Source organism: Billgrantia saliphila, assembly GCF_002930105.1.
GTDB lineage: Bacteria > Pseudomonadota > Gammaproteobacteria > Pseudomonadales > Halomonadaceae > Halomonas > Halomonas saliphila.
In genome coordinates this window covers 42,418-61,567 of sequence record NZ_PJRN01000005.1, presented here as the reverse complement: position 1 = coordinate 61,567, position 19,150 = coordinate 42,418, and the positions used below count along the sequence as shown (strand labels likewise).

The following is a 19,150-nucleotide window of genomic DNA, read 5'->3' as shown; positions in this document are numbered from 1 at the left end:
CTATGACAACCTATATCGTGGTCGCTGATGCCGCTCGGGCGCGCGTATTCACCCGCGACGCACGCAAGCTGGAAGAGAAGGAGAACCTGGTGCACGGCGAAGGACGCCTGCACGAGGGGGATCTGGTCACCGGGACCACGGGAAGCGTCGACGAGTCGACGTCCCATACACGACGTGCCAGCCGCGGCGACAGCGTGGCCCTGGACCACGAGGCGGAGCTCTTCGCCAAGGAGATCGCTCAGCGTATCTACCAGGCTCGCGTCAGCAACGACATGGAGAAGCTGATACTGGTGGCCCCGCCGCGCTTCCTCGGGGTGCTGCGCGACAAGCTCGATGCGCCCACGAGCAAGCTGATCCTGCATAGCGTCGACAAGGACCTCACCAAGGCCTCGCTGGCCGATATCCAGGAAGCGGTCAGCGACCTGCGCTGAGCCTTTCGCCTCAAGCTGCGGGCGCTCTTGCCGATAGAGGAAACAGGCCGTACGACACGCGTGCGGCATTGCATCCCTCCCAGCGAGAGCGCCCATGCAAGTCAAATCGATCCGCCAGTTCATTCTCCTGCTGGCCGGCCCCTGTCTATTGGTCGTGGTGGCCGCTCTGGTCCTTTATGGCCTGTTCTCCTCCGCGCGCACCCAGCAGACCGTCGGGACCCACACGCGCGAACTGCTCGAAGGCGGCATCGATGCGCGTCTGGCGGTGCTGGCCGACGCCGAGGCCGGACGCATCCAACGCGAACTCGAGCATGCCCTGACGCTGGCCACCCAGTTGGCCGATACCAATGCCCTGATGGGGCAGCAGGACGCCAGCGGCCGCCGCGCCTTGACGCTGAGCCGCCGCGAGCTCTCCAACCTGGTGCGCCAGACGGTGATCGAGAATCCTTCGCTGCTGGATGCCTTCATCGGCTGGGAGCCGGATGCCTTCGGACGCGATGCGCTGTATGCGGACCTCGGCGAGGCGGAGGGCTACGACGGCAGCGGCCGTTTCATGCCGTGGTGGTACCGCGCCAACGAGAATTCGGTGGAGGTGCTGCCGCTGGGCGGGACCATGGAGAGTGAGACGCCTCTGGCCAGCGGCGTGCGGGAAGGCGAGTACTACCTCTGCCCACGCGAGACCCTCGCGCCCTGCATCATCGATCCGGCGCCCTACGACTACGGCGGCGAGACGCTGCTGGTCACCTCGTTCAACGTGCCGATCGTGGTCGACGGCGAGTTTCGCGGCGTGGCCGGCGTCGATCTGGCGCTCGACTTCATTCAGGACCTGCTGGTGCAGGCCAACCTCTCGCTCTACGACGGCGCGGGCGAAATGGCCCTGATCGCCGGGCGCGGCGGGCTGGTGGCACATACCGGTGACACCGGCCGGCTCGGCGCGGCGGCCCAGGAAGCCTTCTCCGGCGAGGTCATGAGCGCCATCGAGCGGGCGCGCGAGCAGGGAACCAGCGTGAGCATGACGCGGGACGGCATGCTGGAGCGCTACCGGCCATTCACCATCGGCGATAGCGAGGCGCCCTGGACGCTGTTGATCCGGCTTCCGGAGCAGGCGGTCATGGGCGACCTGGCGCTTCAGGACGTGCTGCAGGAACAGCGCCGCGCCGACACCCTGGGCATGGCCCTGGTCGGCCTGGTCCTGGCCGCCCTGGGGCTCGCCGCGCTGTGGTGGGTCGGCACCCGGGTCTCGCGTCCGCTGCGCCTGCTGGCCGAGCGCATGCGCGAGATCGCCACCGGCAACGGCGACCTGACCCAGCGGCTGCCGGTTCGCGGTCGTGACGAGGGCGCCGAGCTGGCTACCCAGTTCAACGCCTTCGTCGACAAGATCCACGACGTGCTGCTCGACGTGCGCGACAGCAGCGAGTCGGTGCGCCTGGCGGCCAGTGAGATCGCCAGCGGTGGCGAGGACCTCTCGCGGCGCACCGAGCAGGCCGCCGCCAGCCTGCAGCAGACCTCGGCGTCGATGGAAGAGATCTCAGCTACCGTCGAACACACCTCGGCCTCGTCGCGCGAAGCCAACGGCCTGTCGAAGTCGGCGGCCGACGTGGCGCAGCGATCGGGCGAGACGGTGGGCCAGGTCGTCGAGACCATGAGCGAGATCAGCCAGGCGTCGGGCAAGATCGGCGAGATCGTCAAGGTGATCGACGGCATCGCCTTCCAGACCAACTTGCTGGCGCTCAACGCCTCGGTCGAGGCGGCACGGGCCGGCGAGCACGGCCGAGGGTTCGCCGTGGTGGCCGGCGAGGTGCGCCAGCTCGCCACCCGCAGCGCGGAGGCCTCGCGCGATATCCGTTCACTGATCGAGGCCTCGACCCAGCGGGTCGTCGCTGGTACGGAGCTGGTGGGACGGGCCGGCGAGACCATGGGCGAGCTGATGGCCAGCGTCAACCGGGTGGCCAGCATGCTGAACGAAATCAGCGTGGCGGCGCGCGAGCAGAGCGATGGCATCGGCCAGGTCAGCGTGGCGGTCGCCGACCTGGATCGCATGACCCAGCAGAATGCGGCGCTGGTGGAGGAATCGACCACCGCCGCCGAACGCCTGAGCGAGCAGGCCGATCGCCTGGCCCGAGTAGTGGGGGGATTCACCCTGCGCGACAACGGCTAGCGGGCAGACGGGGCGGCGCCAGCCGCCCTTTCCCCTAGGGTACCGTGGGCAGGTCGATCTCGTCGCTGCGCCGGATCCCCTCGGTCATCTGCCGGCACAGGCGCAGGAACTCGCGCATGCCGGTGGCCAGGTACTTGTGACGGTGCCAGATGAAGGCGAACTGGCGGCTCAGATCGAGCTCCGGCGTGGGGATCGGCACCAGGCTGCCACGGCGGAAGGCGTCGCGCAGCGCTAGCTTCGAGACGCAGCCGATGCCGAGCCCCGATTCCACCGCCCGCTTGATGCCTTCCGTGTGTTCCAGCTCCAGCAGAGTATTGAAGCGCCCGCGCCGATGGCGGGCGGCCTGCTCCAGGGTCATGCGGGTGCCCGAGCCCTGCTCGCGCATGATCCAGGCTTCGCGCAGCAGCCGGTCGAGTTCCACCGGCCCCTTGCCGGCCAGCGAGTGGCGCGGCGAACAGAAGATCGATAGCTCGTCCTCCACCCAGGGCTGGGTGATCACGTCCTCCTCCTCGCAGTGCCCCTCGATGAGCCCCAGGTCCAGCTCGTGCTGGCGGACGCGATCGACGATCTCCCGGGTATTGCGCACCGCAAGCCGCACCCGGCTGCCCGGGTGGCGTTGCATGAAATCGCTGATCAGCAGCGTCGCCAGGTAGTTGCCGATGGTCAGGGTAGCGCCCACGTCGAGTGATCCGATGCCCTGCTGGCCGTGCAGAATTTCCTCGATCTCCTCGGCGCGGTCGAGCAGCGCCACGGCCTTGGGCAGTAGCTGGAAACCCAGGGCGTTGAGGCGCAGGCGCTTGCCGATTCGATCCAGCAACTGGCAGTCGAACTGGCGCTCGAGCTCGGCCAGCGCCGTGCTGGTGGCCGACTGTGATAGCGACAACGCGCGTGCGGCGTGGGATACGCTTTCGTGCTGGGCCACGGCGACGAAGATTTCAAGCTGGCGCAGAGTGAAATGCATGGGGAAGATGACTCTGGTTTTGATCTATATCACGAGTATAGATAAACGATATCCATACAATCCAATTAACAGATAAACCTGACGCTCTTATAATCCAGACAAACCGTATTGCCTTTGGCGTTATTCGCTACTGGAATATCAAGGAGCCGGCATGAGCAAGTTTGCCCTGGAGGACGTGCTCAGCGTCCACCACTGGAACGATACCCTTTTCAGCTTCCGCACCACCCGCGAGCGCAGCCTGCGTTTCAAGAGCGGCCAGTTCGTGATGATCGGTCTCGAGGTCGAGGGCAAGCCGCTGATGCGGGCCTATTCCATCGCCAGCCCCAACTACGAGGACCACCTCGAATTCTTCAGCATCAAGGTACCCGACGGTCCCCTGACCTCGCGCCTGCAGCACCTCAAGGTGGGCGACCAGATCATGGTCAGCCGCAAGCCAACCGGCACCCTGGTCACCGACGACCTGCTGCCGGGGCGCAACCTCTACTTCCTCTCTACCGGCACCGGCCTGGCACCGTTCATGAGCCTGATTCAGGACCCCGAAGTCTACGAGCGCTTCGAGAAGGTGATCCTGGTGCACGGGGTGCGCAGCGTCAGCGAGCTGGCCTACGCCGACTTCATCGAGAAGGAGCTGCCGGCGCACGAATACCTGGGCGACGACATCCGCGAGAAGCTGGTCTACTACCCCACCGTCACCCGCGAGGAGTTCCATACCATGGGACGCCTCACCGATCATATCCGCAGCGGCAAGCTGTTCGAGGACACCGGCGTGGCGCCGATGGATCCGAAACAGGATCGCGCCATGATCTGCGGCAGCCCGGCAATGCTCGACGAGACCAGCGCGCTGCTCGACGACCTGGGCTTCAACATCTCGCCGCGCATGGGCGAGCCGGGTGACTATGTGATCGAGCGCGCCTTCGTCGAGAAGTGATCGGCTTCGCCCGAGCTGCTGCCAGCAGCTCGAGGCTGGAAGGAAATCCGCCTCCGCAGCTCTGCAACGGAGGCGGTTTGGTTTGGGCTGACTTCGGGCTTCGGGCTTCGGGCTTAGACGGCATCCTTGTCGGTCTCGCCGGTACGGATGCGAAGGTGCGGCTCTCCGATGACCTGCTCCAGCGGGGTAATGAAGATCTTGCCGTCGCCAATCTTGCTGAATGTATAAGCGCGACCTGGCCTAGACGGCGTCCTTGCCGGTCTCGCCGGTACGGATGCGAATGACCTGCTCCAGCGGGGTAATGAAGATCTTGCCGTCGCCAATCTTGCCGGTATTGGCGACCTGGGTGATGGCGTCGATGACCTGTTCGGCCATGTCGTCGTCGACGGCGATCTCGACCTTCACCTTGGGCAGGAAGTCGACCACGTATTCGGCGCCGCGATAAAGCTCGGTATGGCCCTTCTGGCGGCCAAAACCTTTCACTTCGGTCACGGTAATGCCCTGTACCCCGATTTCCGAGAGCGACTCGCGAACGTCGTCGAGCTTGAACGGCTTGATGATGGCGGTCACCAGCTTCATGGTCTGTTTCCTCGTATCCAAAAGAGCGACGGGTGCGCCGTCGCAGTGTAAGCCCCTGTTGGGCTCAAGCATACACCGCCATTGGCGCGAAGAAAAAAGGCTCCCCTTGGGGAGCCTTTTCCGCTGATGGGCGCTTACCCGACGTGGGGTTGCTGACCGGTCGGTGCAACGACACCGTAGCCGCCGGACTGCGGTCGGCCGCCGCTGCCACCGTACACCTTGGCAACGCTGAACTCGGGGTAGGCCTCCATGCCGCATTCGACGAGATCGACCCCTTCGTACTCCTCTTCGTCGCTGACGCGGATGCCCATGATCGTCTTGAGAACCAGCCACACACCGAGGCTAGCGGCGAAGACCCAGGCGAAGATGGCGATCGCGCCGACGATCTGAGCGCCGAAGCTGGCGTCACCGTCGGACAGTGGCACCGCCAGCAGACCCCAGATGCCCACCACACCGTGCACCGAGATGGCGCCGACCGGGTCGTCGATCCTGAGCTTGTCGAGAGTGACGATGGCGGCCACCACGATCAGGCCGCCGACGGCACCGATCAGCGTGGCGCCCAGCGCCGAGGGTGTGAGCGGTCCGGCGGTGATCGCCACCAGGCCCGCCAGGGCGCCATTGAGCGCCATGGTCAGATCGGCCTTGCGGAACCACAGCTTGGCCAGAATCAGCGCGGCGATTACTCCGCCGGCGGCGGCGGCGTTGGTGTTGACCAGCACCTGCGCCACGTTGTTGGCCGAGGCGACGTCGGAGAGCTTGAGCTCGGAGCCGCCGTTGAAGCCGAACCAGCCCATCCACAGGATGAAGGTGCCCACGGTGGCCAGCGGCAGGTTGGCGCCCGGGATGGCGTGGATACTGCCGTCCTTGCCGTATTTGCCCTTGCGCGGGCCGAGGATCAGCACGCCGGCGAGGGCCGCGGCGGCACCGGCCATGTGCACGATGCCGGAGCCGGCATAGTCGGAGAAGCCCAGTTCGGAAAGCCAGCCGCCACCCCAGGTCCAGTAACCCGAGACCGGATAGATGACCCCGGTCATGACCACGGCGAAGGCGAGGAAGGCCCACAGCTTCATGCGCTCGGCCACGGCGCCGGAGACGATCGACATGGCGGTGGCGACGAACACCACCTGGAAGAAGAAGTCGGCGCGCATCGAATAGTAGGGAGCGTCTTCGCCACCGGCGGTGACCGCGTCGACGCCATTCTCGCTCCCGATCAGCACGCCCAGGTTGGGCAGGATGCCGCCGGCATCGCTCGAATACATGATGGCGTAGCCCACCAGCAGGTACATGGTGCAGGCGATGGCGAACAAGGCGATGTTCTTGGTCAGGATCTCGGCGGTGTTCTTGGCCCGCACGAGCCCGGCTTCGAGCATCGAGAAACCGGCGGCCATCCACATCACCAGCACGCCGCAGATCAGGAAATAGAAGGTGTCGAGCGCGTAGCTCAGCTCTGCAAGGTCACTCATGGGAATCCCTCCGTTGCGCTTGTTATGGCTTATGGCTTAAACGGCGTCGGCGCCGCGCTCGCCGGTACGGATGCGGATGACATCCTCCAGCGGAGTCACGAAGACCTTGCCGTCGCCGATCTTGCCGCTGTTGGCCGCGCTGCAGATGGCGTCGAGCACGCCCTCCACCCGCGAGTCGTCCACGGCGACCTCGACCTTGACCTTGGGCAGGAAATCGACCACGTATTCGGCGCCGCGATAAAGTTCGGTATGGCCTTTCTGGCGACCGAAACCCTTGACTTCGGTGACGGTAATGCCTTGAACGCCGTTGTCGGCCAGCGCCTCGCGCACGTCGTCGAGCTTGAATGGCTTGATGATGGCAGTGATGAGCTTCATCGCGTTTCTCCCTGCTGGATTAGGGGGCGGCGAGGTTCGCCAGCCGGCTATACAACGCGGCATGCTCGGACCGTGCCAGAATGACATTTTGCTTATATGGTCAATGGGTTATGCGTCATTTATTGCCGGCCGTGCGCTGCAATGGCGCACAGGCAACGGAGCCCATGCACCAGAGTGGTGCCCGTGTGCGGTGCAGGCGCTCCACCACGGGGCGGGAGAATCGAATGCGAGAGGCTCGACCCTTGCGTATCCTGTAGGCAACGATCCGTGCACAGGAGAAACGCACCATGGCGAATCAGGACCCCATCAGCCGACTGGCCCAACAACTGGGCGAGCGCCTTCAGGGAGCGGCCCAGGCCCCGGAGGAGTTTCAGAAGGGGATACAGCAGGTGGTGCGCGGCGCCTTCGACCGCCTGGAGCTGGTCTCGCGGGAGGATTTCGACATTCTCATGGACGTGATGCAGCGCACGCGCATCCGGGTCGAGGCGCTGGAGCAGCAGGTCGAGGCGCTGGAGAAGGCGCTGGCGGCGCGCGACACCCCCGCGCCCCGGGCGAACCTCGGGCTGCCCGAGGACGACAAGGGAAGCAAGAACGGCTTATCCGACAACCGCTGAGCCAGCGTGGAGAGCTCGCTGCGGCATAGTGCTAGTATCTCCCCCTTACGCTAATGGACTGCGAGGGACCGCAAGATGCTGGCAATCGTTGCCACGCGGGCCGGCCTGGGGCTGGAAGCGCCCGAGGTGCTGGTCGAAGTACACCTGGCCAATGGTTTGCCGGGCATGACACTGGTCGGCCTGCCCGAGGCCGCCGTCAAGGAGAGCCGCGAGCGGGTGCGCAGCGCCCTCACCAACGCCGGCTTCGATTTCCCCAATACCCGTCGAATCGTGCTCAACCTGGCGCCCGCCGACCTCCCCAAGGTCGGCGGGCGCTTCGACCTGCCCATCGCACTGGGAATATTGGTCGCTTCCGGCCAGCTGCCGGGCGAGGCGATCGAGGGTATCGAAAGTGTTGGTGAGTTGGCGCTGGATGGCCGGCTGCGCCCGATAACGGGAGTGTTGCCGCTGGCCATGGCGGCGCGCAAGGCCGGGCGCAAGCTGATCGTGCCGCGCGAGAACGCCGACGAGGCGGCGCTCGCCGGGGACCTGCAGGTGCTGCCGGCCGATCACCTGCTCGACGTGATGGGGCATCTGCTAAACCAGACGCCGATCGCCGCGCACCGTCTCGCGGTGCCCCCCGTCGCCCACGGCATCGAAGGCGATCTCGCCGAGGTACGCGGCCAGCACCAGGCGCGCCGCGCGCTGGAGATCGCCGCGGCCGGCTCGCACAACCTGTTGTTCGCCGGCCCGCCCGGTACCGGCAAGACCATGCTGGCCAGCCGCCTGCCCGGCATCCTGCCGCCACTCACCGAGGACGAGGCGCTGGAAGTGGCCGCTGTCCGCTCGGTGTGCGGTCTGCCGCTGGCCGAGCAGTGGGGGCGTCGGCCGTTTCGTGCGCCCCACCATACCGCCAGCGCCGTGGCCCTGGTAGGAGGCGGTTCCTGGCCACGCCCGGGCGAGATCTCGCTGGCCCACCATGGCGTGCTGTTCCTCGACGAACTGCCCGAATTCAGCCGTCACGTGCTCGAGGTGATGCGCGAGCCGATGGAGTCGGGGCGCATCCACATCGCTCGGGCCAATCACGAACGTCGCTTCCCGGCGCGCTTCCAACTGGTGGCGGCGATGAACCCCTGCCCCTGCGGGCACCTGGGCGACCCGCGTCAGGCCTGCCAGTGCTCCGCGGCGCAGATCCAGCGCTACCAGTCACGGCTCTCCGGACCGCTGCTCGACCGCATCGACCTGCAGATCGAAGTGCCGGCGTTGCCGCCGGAGCAGCTCACGTCGCGCGACGTGGGCGAAAGCTCGGCCGAGGTGCGTGCCCGGGTCATGGCAGCGCGCGAACGGCAATACGCGCGGGGCGCTCTCAACGCCCACCTGGGCGGACGCGAGCTGGAAGCGGCCTGCGCTCTGTCGACGGCCGACCGCGCCTGGCTGGCCGGCGTGCTCGAACGTCTGCGGCTATCGGCGCGCGCCTACCATCGGGTGCTGCGGGTGGCGCTGACCCTGGCCGACCTGGCGGCCAAGCCGCATCCGGAGCGCGGCGAACTGATGGAGGCGATCGGCTACCGCCAGCTCGATCGACAGCTGCGCCAGGGTTGAGGAAGGCTGCAGCGAGGCTACGCTGAAGAGCGGGTCGCCATGGCGATGGCGCGCCCAGGCGACCGTCATCAGGGAGACCCCATGCGCAACATGCTGCCGCCCCCTAGCCGCCACCCTCTATCTGTCGCATGTTCCTGAGCCCGGCAAGCCTATCGCTGCCGCTGGCCGTGGCCCTGTTCATCGCCACGGCGGCGGTGATCGGCGTGGCGGGAACGCGGCTGGCGCGCATCGTCGACGAGCTGGCCGACCGCACCGGCCTGGGGGAAGCGATCGCCGGAGCGGTGCTGCTGGGGCTCGCGACCTCGTTGGCGGGCATCGTGCTCTCGGTCTCGGCGGCCTGGAGCGGGCGCGCGGAACTGGCAATGAGCAACGCACTGGGCGGCATCGCCGCCCAGACCCTGTTCCTAACCATCGCCGACGTCTCCTACCGACGCGCCAATCTCGAGCACGCCGCGGCCTCCCTCGGCAACCTGCTGCAGGGAGCGCTGCTGCTCTGCCTGCTCTCCTTGCTGCTGGTGGGACGCTTCTCGCCGGAGCTGACGCTTTGGCACGTCCACCCGATCACACCGCTGCTGTTCTTCGGTTACCTGTTCGGCCTGCGTCTGATCAACCAGGCGCAGTTCGACCCCATGTGGAGTCCCGCCCAGACCCTCGAGACGCGCGTCGACGAGCCGGATGCCGCATCGGCGAGGCGCTCGCTGCCCCGGCTATGGCTGGCGTTCGTCGCGCTCGCCGCGACGATGGGAACGGCCGGCTGGCTGATGGAGCGCAGCGCCACGGCCCTCTCCGATGCCACCGGCCTCGATCAGGCGGCGATCGGTATCCTGCTGACCTCGGTGGCGACCTCCTTGCCGGAGCTGGTGACCACGGTCGCCGCGGTGCGACGCGGCGCCCTGACCCTGGCGGTTGCCGGCATCATCGGCGGCAATGCCTTCGACACGCTGTTCGCCGCCGCCTCCGACCTGGCCTATCGTCAGGGCTCGATCTATCACGCCATGCCGGACTCGGTGTCGCTATGGATCGCGCTGTCGCTGCTCATGACCGGCATCCTGCTGGTCGGATTGATTCGGCGCGAGGAGCAGGGGCCAGGGCGAATCGGCTTCGAGAGCGTGGCCATCCTGGCCTGCTACCTGCTCGGCATCGCCATGGTGCTGATCGGCGGCGAGGGCGGGCGTTCCCCCTAGCCGTACCTCCCGCGCGGCTACAGTGCCGTGGCGTCGAACGCGCCGTCGATATCCGTCTGCCACACGGCGCCCTCCTTGTCCGGGTGATGGAGCGTCAGCGTCAGGCGGTAGGGCAGCAGGTCGCGGTCGGAAAGTGTCAGCCTCGGTGCGGTGGCCTCCAGGCGACTCTCCAGCTTCCACTGGTGCGAGCGCCCCTCGCCGCTCATGGCAGGCCGCCAGTCGATCACCTGGGGGCCGTCGGAAACGCCGAGCAGGGCTCGGGTCAGGTTTTCCAGGAAGCGTTCGCTCTCGATGCCCAGGCTGGTATCCACCTCGGGCGCAACCAGCAACAGTACCTGGTCTTCGGGCGGCTGCAGCGCCTCCACCTGGAGGACACGGTCGACGGCTCGGTCGCTCAGGTTCTGCAGGGCGCGGCGCACGGGATCGGGCTCGGGGGGCTGGCCGGCGCAGCCGGCCAGAAACAGGGCCAGCATAGCGGCCAGGGCGAGGGACCTCAGCATCGATGCAGCGGTTCCCGGGAGCGGGCGCTATCGCCGGACGCCAGCTCGGCGACGAAATTGTCCAGAACGGCGAATAGCGTTTCGCGTATCGGTGCGGCCTCGTTGACCAAGTGATGGCGCGCCTCGGGATGGAGATGAATGCGGGCGTTGGGAAACTTGCGCTCGAGCACGCCCAGGTTCCATTCCCAATCCACGGTGAGGTCCTGCTCGCCTTGCAGGATCAGTGTCGGCAGCTCGCAGGGCGGTAGGGCGAGCAGCTGGGGCATCCAGCGGCGCATGGAGCCGACCCAGTTGAGCGAGATATGGTCGGGTTGGAGCGGGTCGTGCTCACGCAGGAAGGCGGCGAATTCGGCGTCGGTGGAGTTGGCGCGGAACTTGCGCGGCACGCTGCGCATGAAGGGGCCGACCAATCGGTGCAGCCAGCTCGCCTGAGGCCAGCCCAGCGGGCGCACCAGCGGCGCGAGCAACGCCAGGCCGGCCCAGCGGCCGTCGTCGGGATGGGTCAGGGCGTCGGTGGCGAGAATCGCCGCGCCGGTGCTCTGGCCAATGCCGATCCAGGGACGAGGGGCCAGGTCGCGCTCCCGAAGCTGGGCCTGCAGGGCGTGCAGGCACTCGCCGTAATGGGCGAAGTCATCGATGCAGGCACGCCGACCGCTGGAGAGCCCGTGGCCGGGCAGGTCCCACAAGACGACCTGCCAGCTGCAGTTCAGCAGGCGCTCCAGCAGATGTCGGTAGAGCCCCAGATGATCGAAGTAGCCATGTACCACGAAGATCGTGCCGATGGCATGTTCCGGTCGCCAGACCTGGGTCCATAGCCGATAGCGGTCCGTCCCCAGGTAACCGACGTAGAGACCGACGCGTTCGGTGAGCAGGGGAGCCAATCCATAGTGCGCGAGATAATCGCTCAGCGGCGGCTCGCCATCCGACCTGAGGGGGGCGATCGGCCCCAGGGCCTGCAGGGGGGTAAAGTCGGTCATGGCAGTCTCCAGCGGCATACGGCGATTCCTTGCCCTTCCTACGATGTGATTCCGCGTGGCCAGGAAAGTTTACCCGCGGGGATGCCGGCTAGCGAGGCGAAAAGCGGCATCAGTGGCAATCGGAGCTGACCAGTTGGTCAGAACCCATGATCTAAACCCTATGTCTAGTGTGGTTGACCCTGCCTCGGGTTTACATGTGGAACAGTTTTCCACAAAATTGGCGCCATCGCAGTGGTATCACCCCCCACGACCCCAACATGGTGGCAGGCGGAACAGCACGCTACCTGCCCTCCCGCACGAGGAGATCTTTCATGTCCGAACGCGTCACGCGCCATCGCCTACAGGTAGCTGCCGAACTGGACAGCTTCATCAATGAGCAGGCGTTGCCGGGTACCGGTATCGAAGCCGATGCCTTCTGGGCCGGCGTCGACGCCATTTTCCACGACCTGGCGTCGAAGAATCGCGAACTGCTGGCCGAACGCGACCGGCTGCAGACGCAGCTCGACACCTGGCATCGCGAGAATCCCGGCCCGGTACGCGACATGTCCGCCTACCGCGACTTCCTCGAGCGGATCGGCTACCTGACCCAGGCCCCGTCCCAGGTCACGGTTTCCACCGCCAACGTCGATCGTGAGGTCTCCATCCAGGCCGGGCCGCAGCTGGTGGTGCCGGTAAGCAACGCGCGCTATGCGCTCAACGCCGCCAACGCGCGCTGGGGCAGCCTCTACGACGCCCTTTACGGCACCGATGCCATCTCCGAGGAGGACGGCGCCGAGAAGACCGCCGAGTACAACCCCAAGCGCGGCGAGAAGGTCATTGCCTACGCCCGCGGCGTGCTCGATCTGGCCGCGCCGCTGGCTACCGGCTCGCACCGCGATGCCATCAAGTATGTCCTGCGCGACGGTCACTTGGCGGTGACCTTGAAGGACGGCCAGGAGACCGGGCTGAAGGAGCCGGGCAAGCTGGTCGGCTACCATGGCGATGCCGCCAGCCCCGAGGCGATCCTGCTGGCCAACAACGACCTGCATCTGGAAATTCAGATCGATCCCGACCATCCGATCGGCAAGACCGACCCGGCCGGCGTCAAGGACCTGCTGGTCGAGGCCGCGCTGACCGCGATCATGGACTGCGAGGACTCCGTGGCCGCGGTGGACGCCGAGGACAAGGTCGGCGTCTACACCAATTGGCTGGGCCTGATGCGGGGCGATCTGTCCGAGCCGGTGGCGAAGGGCGGCAAGACCTTCACCCGTCGCCTAAATGGCGACCGTACCTACACCACGCCGGACGGCGGCAGCCTGACCCTGCCCGGGCGCTCGCTGATGTTCGTGCGCAACGTCGGTCACCTGATGACCACGCCGGCGGTGCTCGACGCCGACGGCAACGAACTACCCGAGGGCATCCTCGACGGCATCGTCACCAGCCTGCTCGCCCTGCACGACCTGAAGAAGGGCGAAGGTGAGGCGCGCAACTCGCGCCAGGGCTCGGTCTACATCGTCAAGCCGAAGATGCATGGCCCCAAGGAGGTCGCTTTCTCCAGCGCTCTGTTCGGCCGCATCGAAGACCTGCTCGGCCTGGCTCGCGACACGCTGAAGATGGGCATCATGGACGAGGAGCGTCGCACCTCGGTCAACCTCAAGGCCTGCATCGCCGAGGCCGCCTCGCGCGTGGTGTTCATCAATACCGGCTTCCTCGACCGCACCGGCGACGAGATGCACACCGCCATGGAAGCGGGCCCGATGATTCGCAAGGGTGACATGAAGAATGCCGCCTGGATCGGCGCCTACGAGCGCAACAACGTCCAGGTCGGCCTGGCCTGCGGCCTGCGCGGTCGCGCCCAGATCGGCAAGGGCATGTGGGCCATGCCGGATCTCATGGCCGCCATGCTCGAGCAGAAGATCGGCCACCCCAAGGCCGGTGCCAACACCGCCTGGGTACCGTCGCCCACCGCCGCCGCCCTGCACGCGCTGCATTACCATCAGATCGACGTCACTGAGATACAGCGCGAACTGGAGGAGAAGGGCGAGCCCGACCTGCTCGACGACCTGCTCACCGTACCGGTGGCCGAGAAGGCCGGCTGGTCCGACGAGGAGATCCAGCAGGAGCTCGACAACAACTGTCAGGGCATCCTCGGCTACGTGGTGCGCTGGGTCGAGCACGGCGTGGGGTGCTCCAAGGTGCCGGACATCCATGACGTGGGACTGATGGAGGACCGCGCCACGCTGCGGATCTCCAGCCAGCACATCGCCAACTGGCTGCACCACGGCGTGGTCGATGCCGAGCGCGTGCGCAAAACCCTGGAGCGTATGGCCAAGGTGGTCGACGAGCAGAACGCCGCAGACCCGGCCTATACGCCGATGTCGGCCGATTACGCCAACTCCAGCGCCTTCCAGGCCGCCAGCGACCTGGTCTTCAAGGGCCGCGAGCAGCCGGCCGGCTATACCGAGCCGCTGCTGCACCACTGGCGCGCCGTACACAAGGCGAAATAATCGGCTTCGGGCTTCGGGCTTCGGGCTTCGGGCTTCGGGCTTCGGGCTTCGGGCTTCGGGCAGCGTAGCGTATACACTGCTATCCGTAGCTCGTAGCTCGTAGCTCGTAGCTCGTAGCTCGTAGCTCGTAGCTCGTAGCCAAGAGTGTGGCCGTTAAGCGCCCCGGGTACCCGCCCGGGGCGCTTTGGGTTATGTTGACTGAGCGTCGCCGTTTCGTGTCGGCGACCCGCCCCGACCAGCATGCCCAGGAGCCCGCAGATGACCGTGATGACCGCCGCCGCCATCGAGGACTTTCTCGACGAGGTATTCCCCCAGCGCGAGGGTACCATCGAGGGGGTCGACCACATGCGGGCGACCATGAGCCTGGCCATCGAGGACGAGCATCTGCGCCCCGGCTCCAGTGTCTCCGGGCCGACCATGATGGGACTGGCCGACGTCTGCCTCTACGTGGCGATCCTGGCCCAGATCGGACCTGAGCCGATGGCCGTGACCACCGACCTCAACTGCCACTTCCTGCGCCGCGCCCGCGGCGATCGCGACTTGATCGCCAATGCCCGTGTCATCAAGCTAGGTCGACGCCTGGCGGTGGGTGAGGTGCAGCTCTTCTCCGCCGGGGACGAGCGCCCCGTAGCGCATGTGACGGCGACTTATGCCATCCCCGACGCCGACTGAGCGTTCTTCTAATGTCCTTGCGCTCGAGTATTCGGCTTAGGCCGGCCTGGCGCGCAGTGCGCACACCGCAAGCGTCAGCCAGCCGCCGATCAGCAACAGTCCGCCGAACGGCGTGATCATGCCCAGGCCGCGCACACCGGTCAGGGCCAGGGCGTAAAGAGAGCCGGAGAACAGCAGCATTCCCGTTGTCCAAAGAGCCAGTGCGAGGCATTGGCCGCGGTAAGGGCGCGAGGCGCGCCAGGCCAGCACGCCCAGCATCGCCAGGGTGTGCCACGCCTGGTAGCGTACGCCTGTCTCGAAGACGGCGACCAGGCGCGGCGATAGCTGGCCCTGCAGGGCGTGAGCGCCGAAAGCGCCCGCTATCACCGCCAGGGCGCCCGACAGCGCCACGCCGCTCCACCAGAATCGGTCCTGCATCGCGCTGCTCCTGTATGAGGTGGGTTCGTCACCTACCGTACCGCGGGGGGCGCGAACCGGCTACAATACGCCCCCGCGACACCTGTCAACGTAGAGAGGATGCCATGCAGATCCAGCTCAACGGTGAGGCCAAGGACCTCGCCGCCGGCCTCACGGTGGCGCAGCTGATCGACAGCCTCGGCCTGAAAGGCCGTCGTATCGCTGTCGAGCGCAACGAAGAGATCGTGCCCAAGAGTGAGCACGACACCACGCGGCTGACCGACGGCGACCGCATCGAGATTGTCCACGCCATCGGTGGCGGCTAGCGCGGGCCGCCCCGCGCAATCGCTTCCGATCCCGGACCCCGGACCAGAGAAAGGCATACGCGAATGACAGACTTCTTCCAGGACCAGCCGCTGCGGATTGCCGGCCACGCCTTCACTTCCCGCCTGCTGGTCGGCACCGGCAAGTACAAGGACTTCGACGAGACGGCCGACGCCATCGCCGCGTCGGGCGCCGAAGTCGTCACCTTCGCCGTGCGTCGCACCAACCTGGGGCAGGACGCCGGCCAGCCGAACCTGCTCGATGTGGTACCGCCGGATCGCTTTACCCTGCTGCCCAACACCGCCGGCTGCTACACCGCCAAGGATGCCGTGCGCACCTGCAAGCTGGCCCGCGAGCTGCTTGACGGGCACAAGCTGGTCAAGCTCGAGGTGCTGGGCGACGACTCGACGCTCTACCCCAACGTGACCGAGACCCTCAAGGCGGCCGAAGAGTTGCTCGCCGACGGCTTCGACGTCATGGTCTACACCAGCGACGACCCTATCGTCGCCAGGGAACTCGAGCGCCTGGGTTGCTGCGCGGTCATGCCGCTGGGCTCGCTGATCGGCTCCGGCCACGGTATCCAGAACCCGCACAACATTCGTCTGATCATCGAACAGGCGAGCGTGCCCGTGCTGGTCGATGCCGGGATCGGCACCGCTTCCGATGCCGCCATGGCCATGGAGCTGGGCTGCGACGGCGTGTTGATGAACTCGGCCATCGCCCACGCCCGCCAGCCGGTGCTGATGGCGAGCGCCATGAAAAAAGCCGTCGAGGCCGGTCGCGAGGCGTTTCTCGCCGGCCGCATGCCGCGCCGCCAGACCGCCGACCCCTCCTCTCCCTTTGCCGGCCGCATCAACGGCTGACCCATCCGAGCCCAGCGATTTTCCATGAGCGATCCGCAACGCGATACCGTCACCTCGAGTACCGGCCCGGAAGGGCCGGACGCCCCTTTGCACCGCCGCGGCATCAAGAGCTACGTGCTGCGCGCCGGGCGCATGACCCAGGCCCAGACGCGCGGGCTGGAAGAGGTCTGGCCGCGGCTGGGCCTGACCCTGGCCGACGGCCGCCAGGATCTCGATTCCCTGTTCGGTCGACGCGCGCCGCGGGTGGTGGAGATCGGCTTCGGCATGGGCGCCTCGCTGATCGAACAGGCCACGCGGCATCCCGATACCGACTTCATCGGCATCGAGGTGCACGCGCCCGGCGTGGGCAAGCTGCTTGATGAGGCCGACAAGCGGGGCCTGACCAATATCCGGGTCTATCGCGAGGATGCGCTGGCGGTGCTCGAGCGATGCCTGCCGGAAGCGAGCCTTGATACGCTGCAACTGTTCTTTCCCGATCCCTGGCCAAAGAAGAAGCACCACAAGCGGCGTATCGTGCAGCCCGCCTTCGTCGAGCTGATCCGGACGCGGCTCAAGCCCGGCGGCCTGCTGCACATGGCCACCGACTGGCAGGCCTATGCCGAGTGGATGGCGGAGGTCATGACCGCCGCACCTGGTTTCGTCAATACGGCGTCTGCGGAGACGGCGCCCTATGTGCCGCGCCCCGACTTTCGTCCGCTGACCAAGTTCGAGGCGCGCGGTGAGCGCCTGGGTCACGGCGTGTGGGACCTGATCTTCGAGCGCTGCGAATAGCCAGCAGCGCTCCGGCTCCGGCGAGAGTCATGCCTACTATGCCGGCGGGCCCCGGATGCTCGGCAAACATGGCGGCGGCCCATAGCAGGGTTACGCCGGGAGTGAGGTGGACCAGCGCCGAGGTCAGGGTGACGCCGAAGCGTCGCAGGCTGGCCACGAAGAAACCGTAGCCGCCCAGGCTCGATAGCACCACCAGCCAGGCGAGCGCCCCCAGCGTGAGTGGTTCCGGCGCGGGCGGCGTCAACTTGCCGCCTTCGGCGAGCAGCGCGGCGACCAGGAAGATACCGGCGGCGGCGGTGAGCTGCGCCAGCAGCGCGGCGGGTAGCGGCAGCGTGGGCGCCCTGCGCACCGATAGCAAGCTGCCGAGCGTCACCGACGCGACCGACAGCAGCGGAAGCGCATAGGCCCAGATCGGCGCCGGGTGTTCGCCCCCCAGGTCGTCGCCAACGCACAGTGCTGCGCCGGCGAGAGCGAGCGTCATCCCCGTCCAGCCTCTTCGCCCAAGACGCTCGCCCAGCAGGGGTCCCGCCACGGCCGCCGCCAGAAGCGGCTGGAGCGCGGCAATCAATGCCGTGACGCCGGCGCTGACCCCGAACTCGAGGGCGAGGATCACGCCGAGCAGATAACCCCCCATGGTCAGGCTGCCGATCAGCATCTCGTAGCGCACCTCGCCCCCTGATACCGGCCTGCGGGACGTCAGGCGCCACCACGCCCCGACCAGCAGTCCGGCCAGCAGAAAACGCCAAACGAACAGCGTCAGCACCGGCATGTCGGCCTGGGTGGCGAGTCGACCGCCGACGAAGCCGGAACTCCAGCACACCACGAATCCGGCGGCAATCGCCAGGGATATAATCCGGTTCGGCATGTCGGGTCCTCCTCTGCTGGGTTCGGGGACCTTGAGCTTGGCGGCTATGCCAGCTTCAATGAAGCGAAACTTATTGCAGGGAGAGTTCAATATGGCTGAAGTCGAAGCGGCCGCGCTGGATCTCGAGCTGCTACGCAGCTTCCAGGCCGCCGCTCAGCTCGGGTCGCTGGCGGCGGCGGCCGAGCAGCGGCATCGCACCGTCAGCGCCATCAGCATGCAGATCAAGCGCCTGGAAGCCGCCTTGAACGCCAGGTTGCTGGAGCGCGGTCCGCGCGGTGTCATCCCTACTGCTACGGGTGAGGCGCTGCTGCAGGAAGCCCGTGAGTTGCTCCGCATGCATGACGGGATCGTGGCCCGCTATGCCGGCCAGGGGCTGCGCGGTCGGGTGCGCTTCGGCTTGCCCGAAGACTATGCGCGCGAACTGCTCGGCGACGTGCTACCGGAATTCACCTCGCGCCACCCCGACGTGCTGCTGGAAGCCGTCACCGCCACCAGCGGTGAGCTGGGCCGCCAGTTGGGTCGCTCGCGGCTGCACCTGGCGGTGGTGCTCGACCGTCCAGTATCCCTGCCGGGCGGCGAGACGCTGTGGCGCACCTCGCCCGTCTGGGCGGGGCCGCGTGCCGCCGGCCTGGCGGACCGGGAGAGTCTGCCACTGGCATTGCATGAGGTCGATTGCCCCTATCGGGCGCTGGCGACCGAAGCCCTGGAGCGGCTGGGCAGGTCCTGGCATGCGGTGTTTACCAGCACCAGTATTCACGCTGTCGAGCGGGCGGTGGAAAAGGGCCTGGCGATAAGCGTACTCGACCGTGAACGCCTCACCCCCGCCATGCGCGAACTGGGTGCCGCTGAGGGGCTGCCCACGCTCGACCGCTGCGAGGCGCGGCTGCACTTCGCTCGCCATATCGAGGCGGAGTCGCGCCCGGCGGTAGAGGCGCTGGCCGCCATGCTGCGTGAACGCTTGCTCGAACGAGGCCCTTGGCGAGGCGCCGCAGCGACCTGAAGGAAGGGCGCTCCCGGCAGGG

19 protein-coding genes and 1 pseudogene are annotated in these 19,150 nt (G+C 67.0%); 12 read left to right on the top strand and 8 right to left on the bottom strand.

Annotated elements, in window-relative coordinates; all coding sequences use genetic code 11:
* Positions 1-2 precede the first annotated feature (2 nt).
* Both CYJ07_RS07245 and CYJ07_RS07240 read left to right on the top strand, forming a co-directional pair.
* Positions 3-431, top strand: coding sequence for a host attachment protein (locus CYJ07_RS07245; protein ID WP_104203017.1), 429 nt, complete (start codon positions 3-5; stop codon positions 429-431).
* Between the two features lie 94 nt (positions 432-525).
* Entirely contained in the window at positions 526-2,589 is a 2,064-nt protein-coding gene (locus CYJ07_RS07240; RefSeq protein ID WP_104203016.1) for a methyl-accepting chemotaxis protein, read from the top strand.
* A gap of 34 nt (positions 2,590-2,623) precedes the next feature.
* Here CYJ07_RS07240 and CYJ07_RS07235 read toward each other — a convergent pair whose 3' ends face one another.
* Positions 2,624-3,550 (bottom strand): LysR family transcriptional regulator, encoded by a 927-nt coding sequence (locus tag CYJ07_RS07235; RefSeq protein WP_104203015.1) that lies wholly within the window; start codon positions 3,548-3,550, stop codon positions 2,624-2,626.
* A 151-nt stretch (positions 3,551-3,701) separates the two neighbouring features.
* On the opposite strand from CYJ07_RS07235, the gene CYJ07_RS07230 reads away from it, so the two are divergent.
* Positions 3,702-4,478, top strand: coding sequence for a ferredoxin--NADP reductase (locus CYJ07_RS07230; protein ID WP_104203014.1), 777 nt, complete (start codon positions 3,702-3,704; stop codon positions 4,476-4,478).
* Positions 4,479-4,718: 240 nt separating this feature from the next.
* Here the strand turns inward: CYJ07_RS07230 and glnK are convergent, their stop codons facing one another.
* The 3 genes from glnK to CYJ07_RS07210 all read right to left on the bottom strand — a co-directional run bounded on the left by glnK (position 4,719) and on the right by CYJ07_RS07210 (position 6,895).
* Entirely contained in the window at positions 4,719-5,057 is a 339-nt protein-coding gene (gene glnK / locus CYJ07_RS07220; RefSeq protein ID WP_104203012.1) for a P-II family nitrogen regulator, read from the bottom strand.
* Positions 5,058-5,191: 134 nt separating this feature from the next.
* Positions 5,192-6,520, bottom strand: coding sequence for an ammonium transporter (locus tag CYJ07_RS07215; protein WP_104203011.1), 1,329 nt, complete (start codon positions 6,518-6,520; stop codon positions 5,192-5,194).
* 36 nt (positions 6,521-6,556) lie between these two features.
* Entirely contained in the window at positions 6,557-6,895 is a 339-nt protein-coding gene (locus CYJ07_RS07210; RefSeq protein WP_104203010.1) for a P-II family nitrogen regulator, read from the bottom strand.
* A 287-nt stretch (positions 6,896-7,182) separates the two neighbouring features.
* Here CYJ07_RS07210 and CYJ07_RS07205 point away from each other — a divergent pair, with 287 nt between their 5' ends.
* From CYJ07_RS07205 to CYJ07_RS07195, 3 genes are all read left to right on the top strand, one after another.
* Positions 7,183-7,509: an accessory factor UbiK family protein gene (locus CYJ07_RS07205; RefSeq protein ID WP_104203009.1), complete on the top strand. Its 327-nt coding sequence runs from the start codon at positions 7,183-7,185 to the stop codon at positions 7,507-7,509.
* Between the two features lie 75 nt (positions 7,510-7,584).
* A complete protein-coding gene (locus CYJ07_RS07200; protein WP_104203008.1) occupies positions 7,585-9,090 on the top strand; it encodes a YifB family Mg chelatase-like AAA ATPase in 1,506 nt (501 codons plus the stop codon).
* Positions 9,091-9,218: 128 nt separating this feature from the next.
* Positions 9,219-10,274, top strand: a complete 1,056-nt coding sequence (locus CYJ07_RS07195) for a sodium:calcium antiporter (RefSeq protein WP_104203007.1) — start codon at positions 9,219-9,221, stop codon at positions 10,272-10,274.
* Positions 10,275-10,291: 17 nt separating this feature from the next.
* Here the strand turns inward: CYJ07_RS07195 and CYJ07_RS07190 are convergent, their stop codons facing one another.
* Both CYJ07_RS07190 and CYJ07_RS07185 read right to left on the bottom strand, forming a co-directional pair.
* Complete coding sequence (locus CYJ07_RS07190; RefSeq protein WP_104203006.1) at positions 10,292-10,774, bottom strand: hypothetical protein; 483 nt, start codon at positions 10,772-10,774, stop codon at positions 10,292-10,294.
* Positions 10,768-11,751 carry an alpha/beta hydrolase gene (locus CYJ07_RS07185; RefSeq protein ID WP_104203185.1) on the bottom strand — a complete coding sequence of 328 codons (984 nt, stop codon included), beginning with the start codon at positions 11,749-11,751 and terminating at the stop codon, positions 10,768-10,770. The genes CYJ07_RS07190 and CYJ07_RS07185 overlap by 7 nt, the downstream gene beginning before the upstream one ends.
* Positions 11,752-12,062: 311 nt before the next feature.
* Between CYJ07_RS07185 and CYJ07_RS07180 the strand changes: the two genes are divergently transcribed.
* On the top strand, positions 12,063-14,237 hold the full coding sequence (locus CYJ07_RS07180) for a malate synthase G (protein WP_104203005.1): 2,175 nt from the start codon (positions 12,063-12,065) through the stop codon (positions 14,235-14,237).
* Between the two features lie 258 nt (positions 14,238-14,495).
* Positions 14,496-14,909, top strand: coding sequence for a PaaI family thioesterase (locus CYJ07_RS07175; protein WP_104203004.1), 414 nt, complete (start codon positions 14,496-14,498; stop codon positions 14,907-14,909).
* 36 nt (positions 14,910-14,945) lie between these two features.
* On the opposite strand, the gene CYJ07_RS07170 is transcribed toward CYJ07_RS07175, so the two are convergent.
* Positions 14,946-15,326: a DUF423 domain-containing protein gene (locus CYJ07_RS07170; protein WP_104203003.1), complete on the bottom strand. Its 381-nt coding sequence runs from the start codon at positions 15,324-15,326 to the stop codon at positions 14,946-14,948.
* Between the two features lie 104 nt (positions 15,327-15,430).
* Here CYJ07_RS07170 and thiS point away from each other — a divergent pair, with 104 nt between their 5' ends.
* From thiS to trmB, 3 genes are all read left to right on the top strand, one after another.
* Positions 15,431-15,631 (top strand): sulfur carrier protein ThiS, encoded by a 201-nt coding sequence (gene thiS / locus CYJ07_RS07165; RefSeq protein WP_104203002.1) that lies wholly within the window; start codon positions 15,431-15,433, stop codon positions 15,629-15,631.
* Positions 15,632-15,694: 63 nt separating this feature from the next.
* Positions 15,695-16,492 (top strand): thiazole synthase, encoded by a 798-nt coding sequence (locus CYJ07_RS07160; RefSeq protein WP_104203001.1) that lies wholly within the window; start codon positions 15,695-15,697, stop codon positions 16,490-16,492.
* A 24-nt stretch (positions 16,493-16,516) separates the two neighbouring features.
* Positions 16,517-17,263, top strand: a complete 747-nt coding sequence (gene trmB, locus CYJ07_RS20575) for a tRNA (guanosine(46)-N7)-methyltransferase TrmB (RefSeq protein WP_104203000.1) — start codon at positions 16,517-16,519, stop codon at positions 17,261-17,263.
* A 55-nt stretch (positions 17,264-17,318) separates the two neighbouring features.
* Here the strand turns inward: trmB and CYJ07_RS07150 are convergent.
* A pseudogene (locus CYJ07_RS07150) lies at positions 17,319-18,128 on the bottom strand (DMT family transporter); the annotation flags it as partial.
* Between the two features lie 91 nt (positions 18,129-18,219).
* Between CYJ07_RS07150 and CYJ07_RS07145 the strand changes: the two are divergent.
* On the top strand, positions 18,220-19,128 hold the full coding sequence (locus tag CYJ07_RS07145) for a LysR substrate-binding domain-containing protein (protein ID WP_104202998.1): 909 nt from the start codon (positions 18,220-18,222) through the stop codon (positions 19,126-19,128).
* The last annotated feature ends 22 nt before the right edge of the window (positions 19,129-19,150 follow it).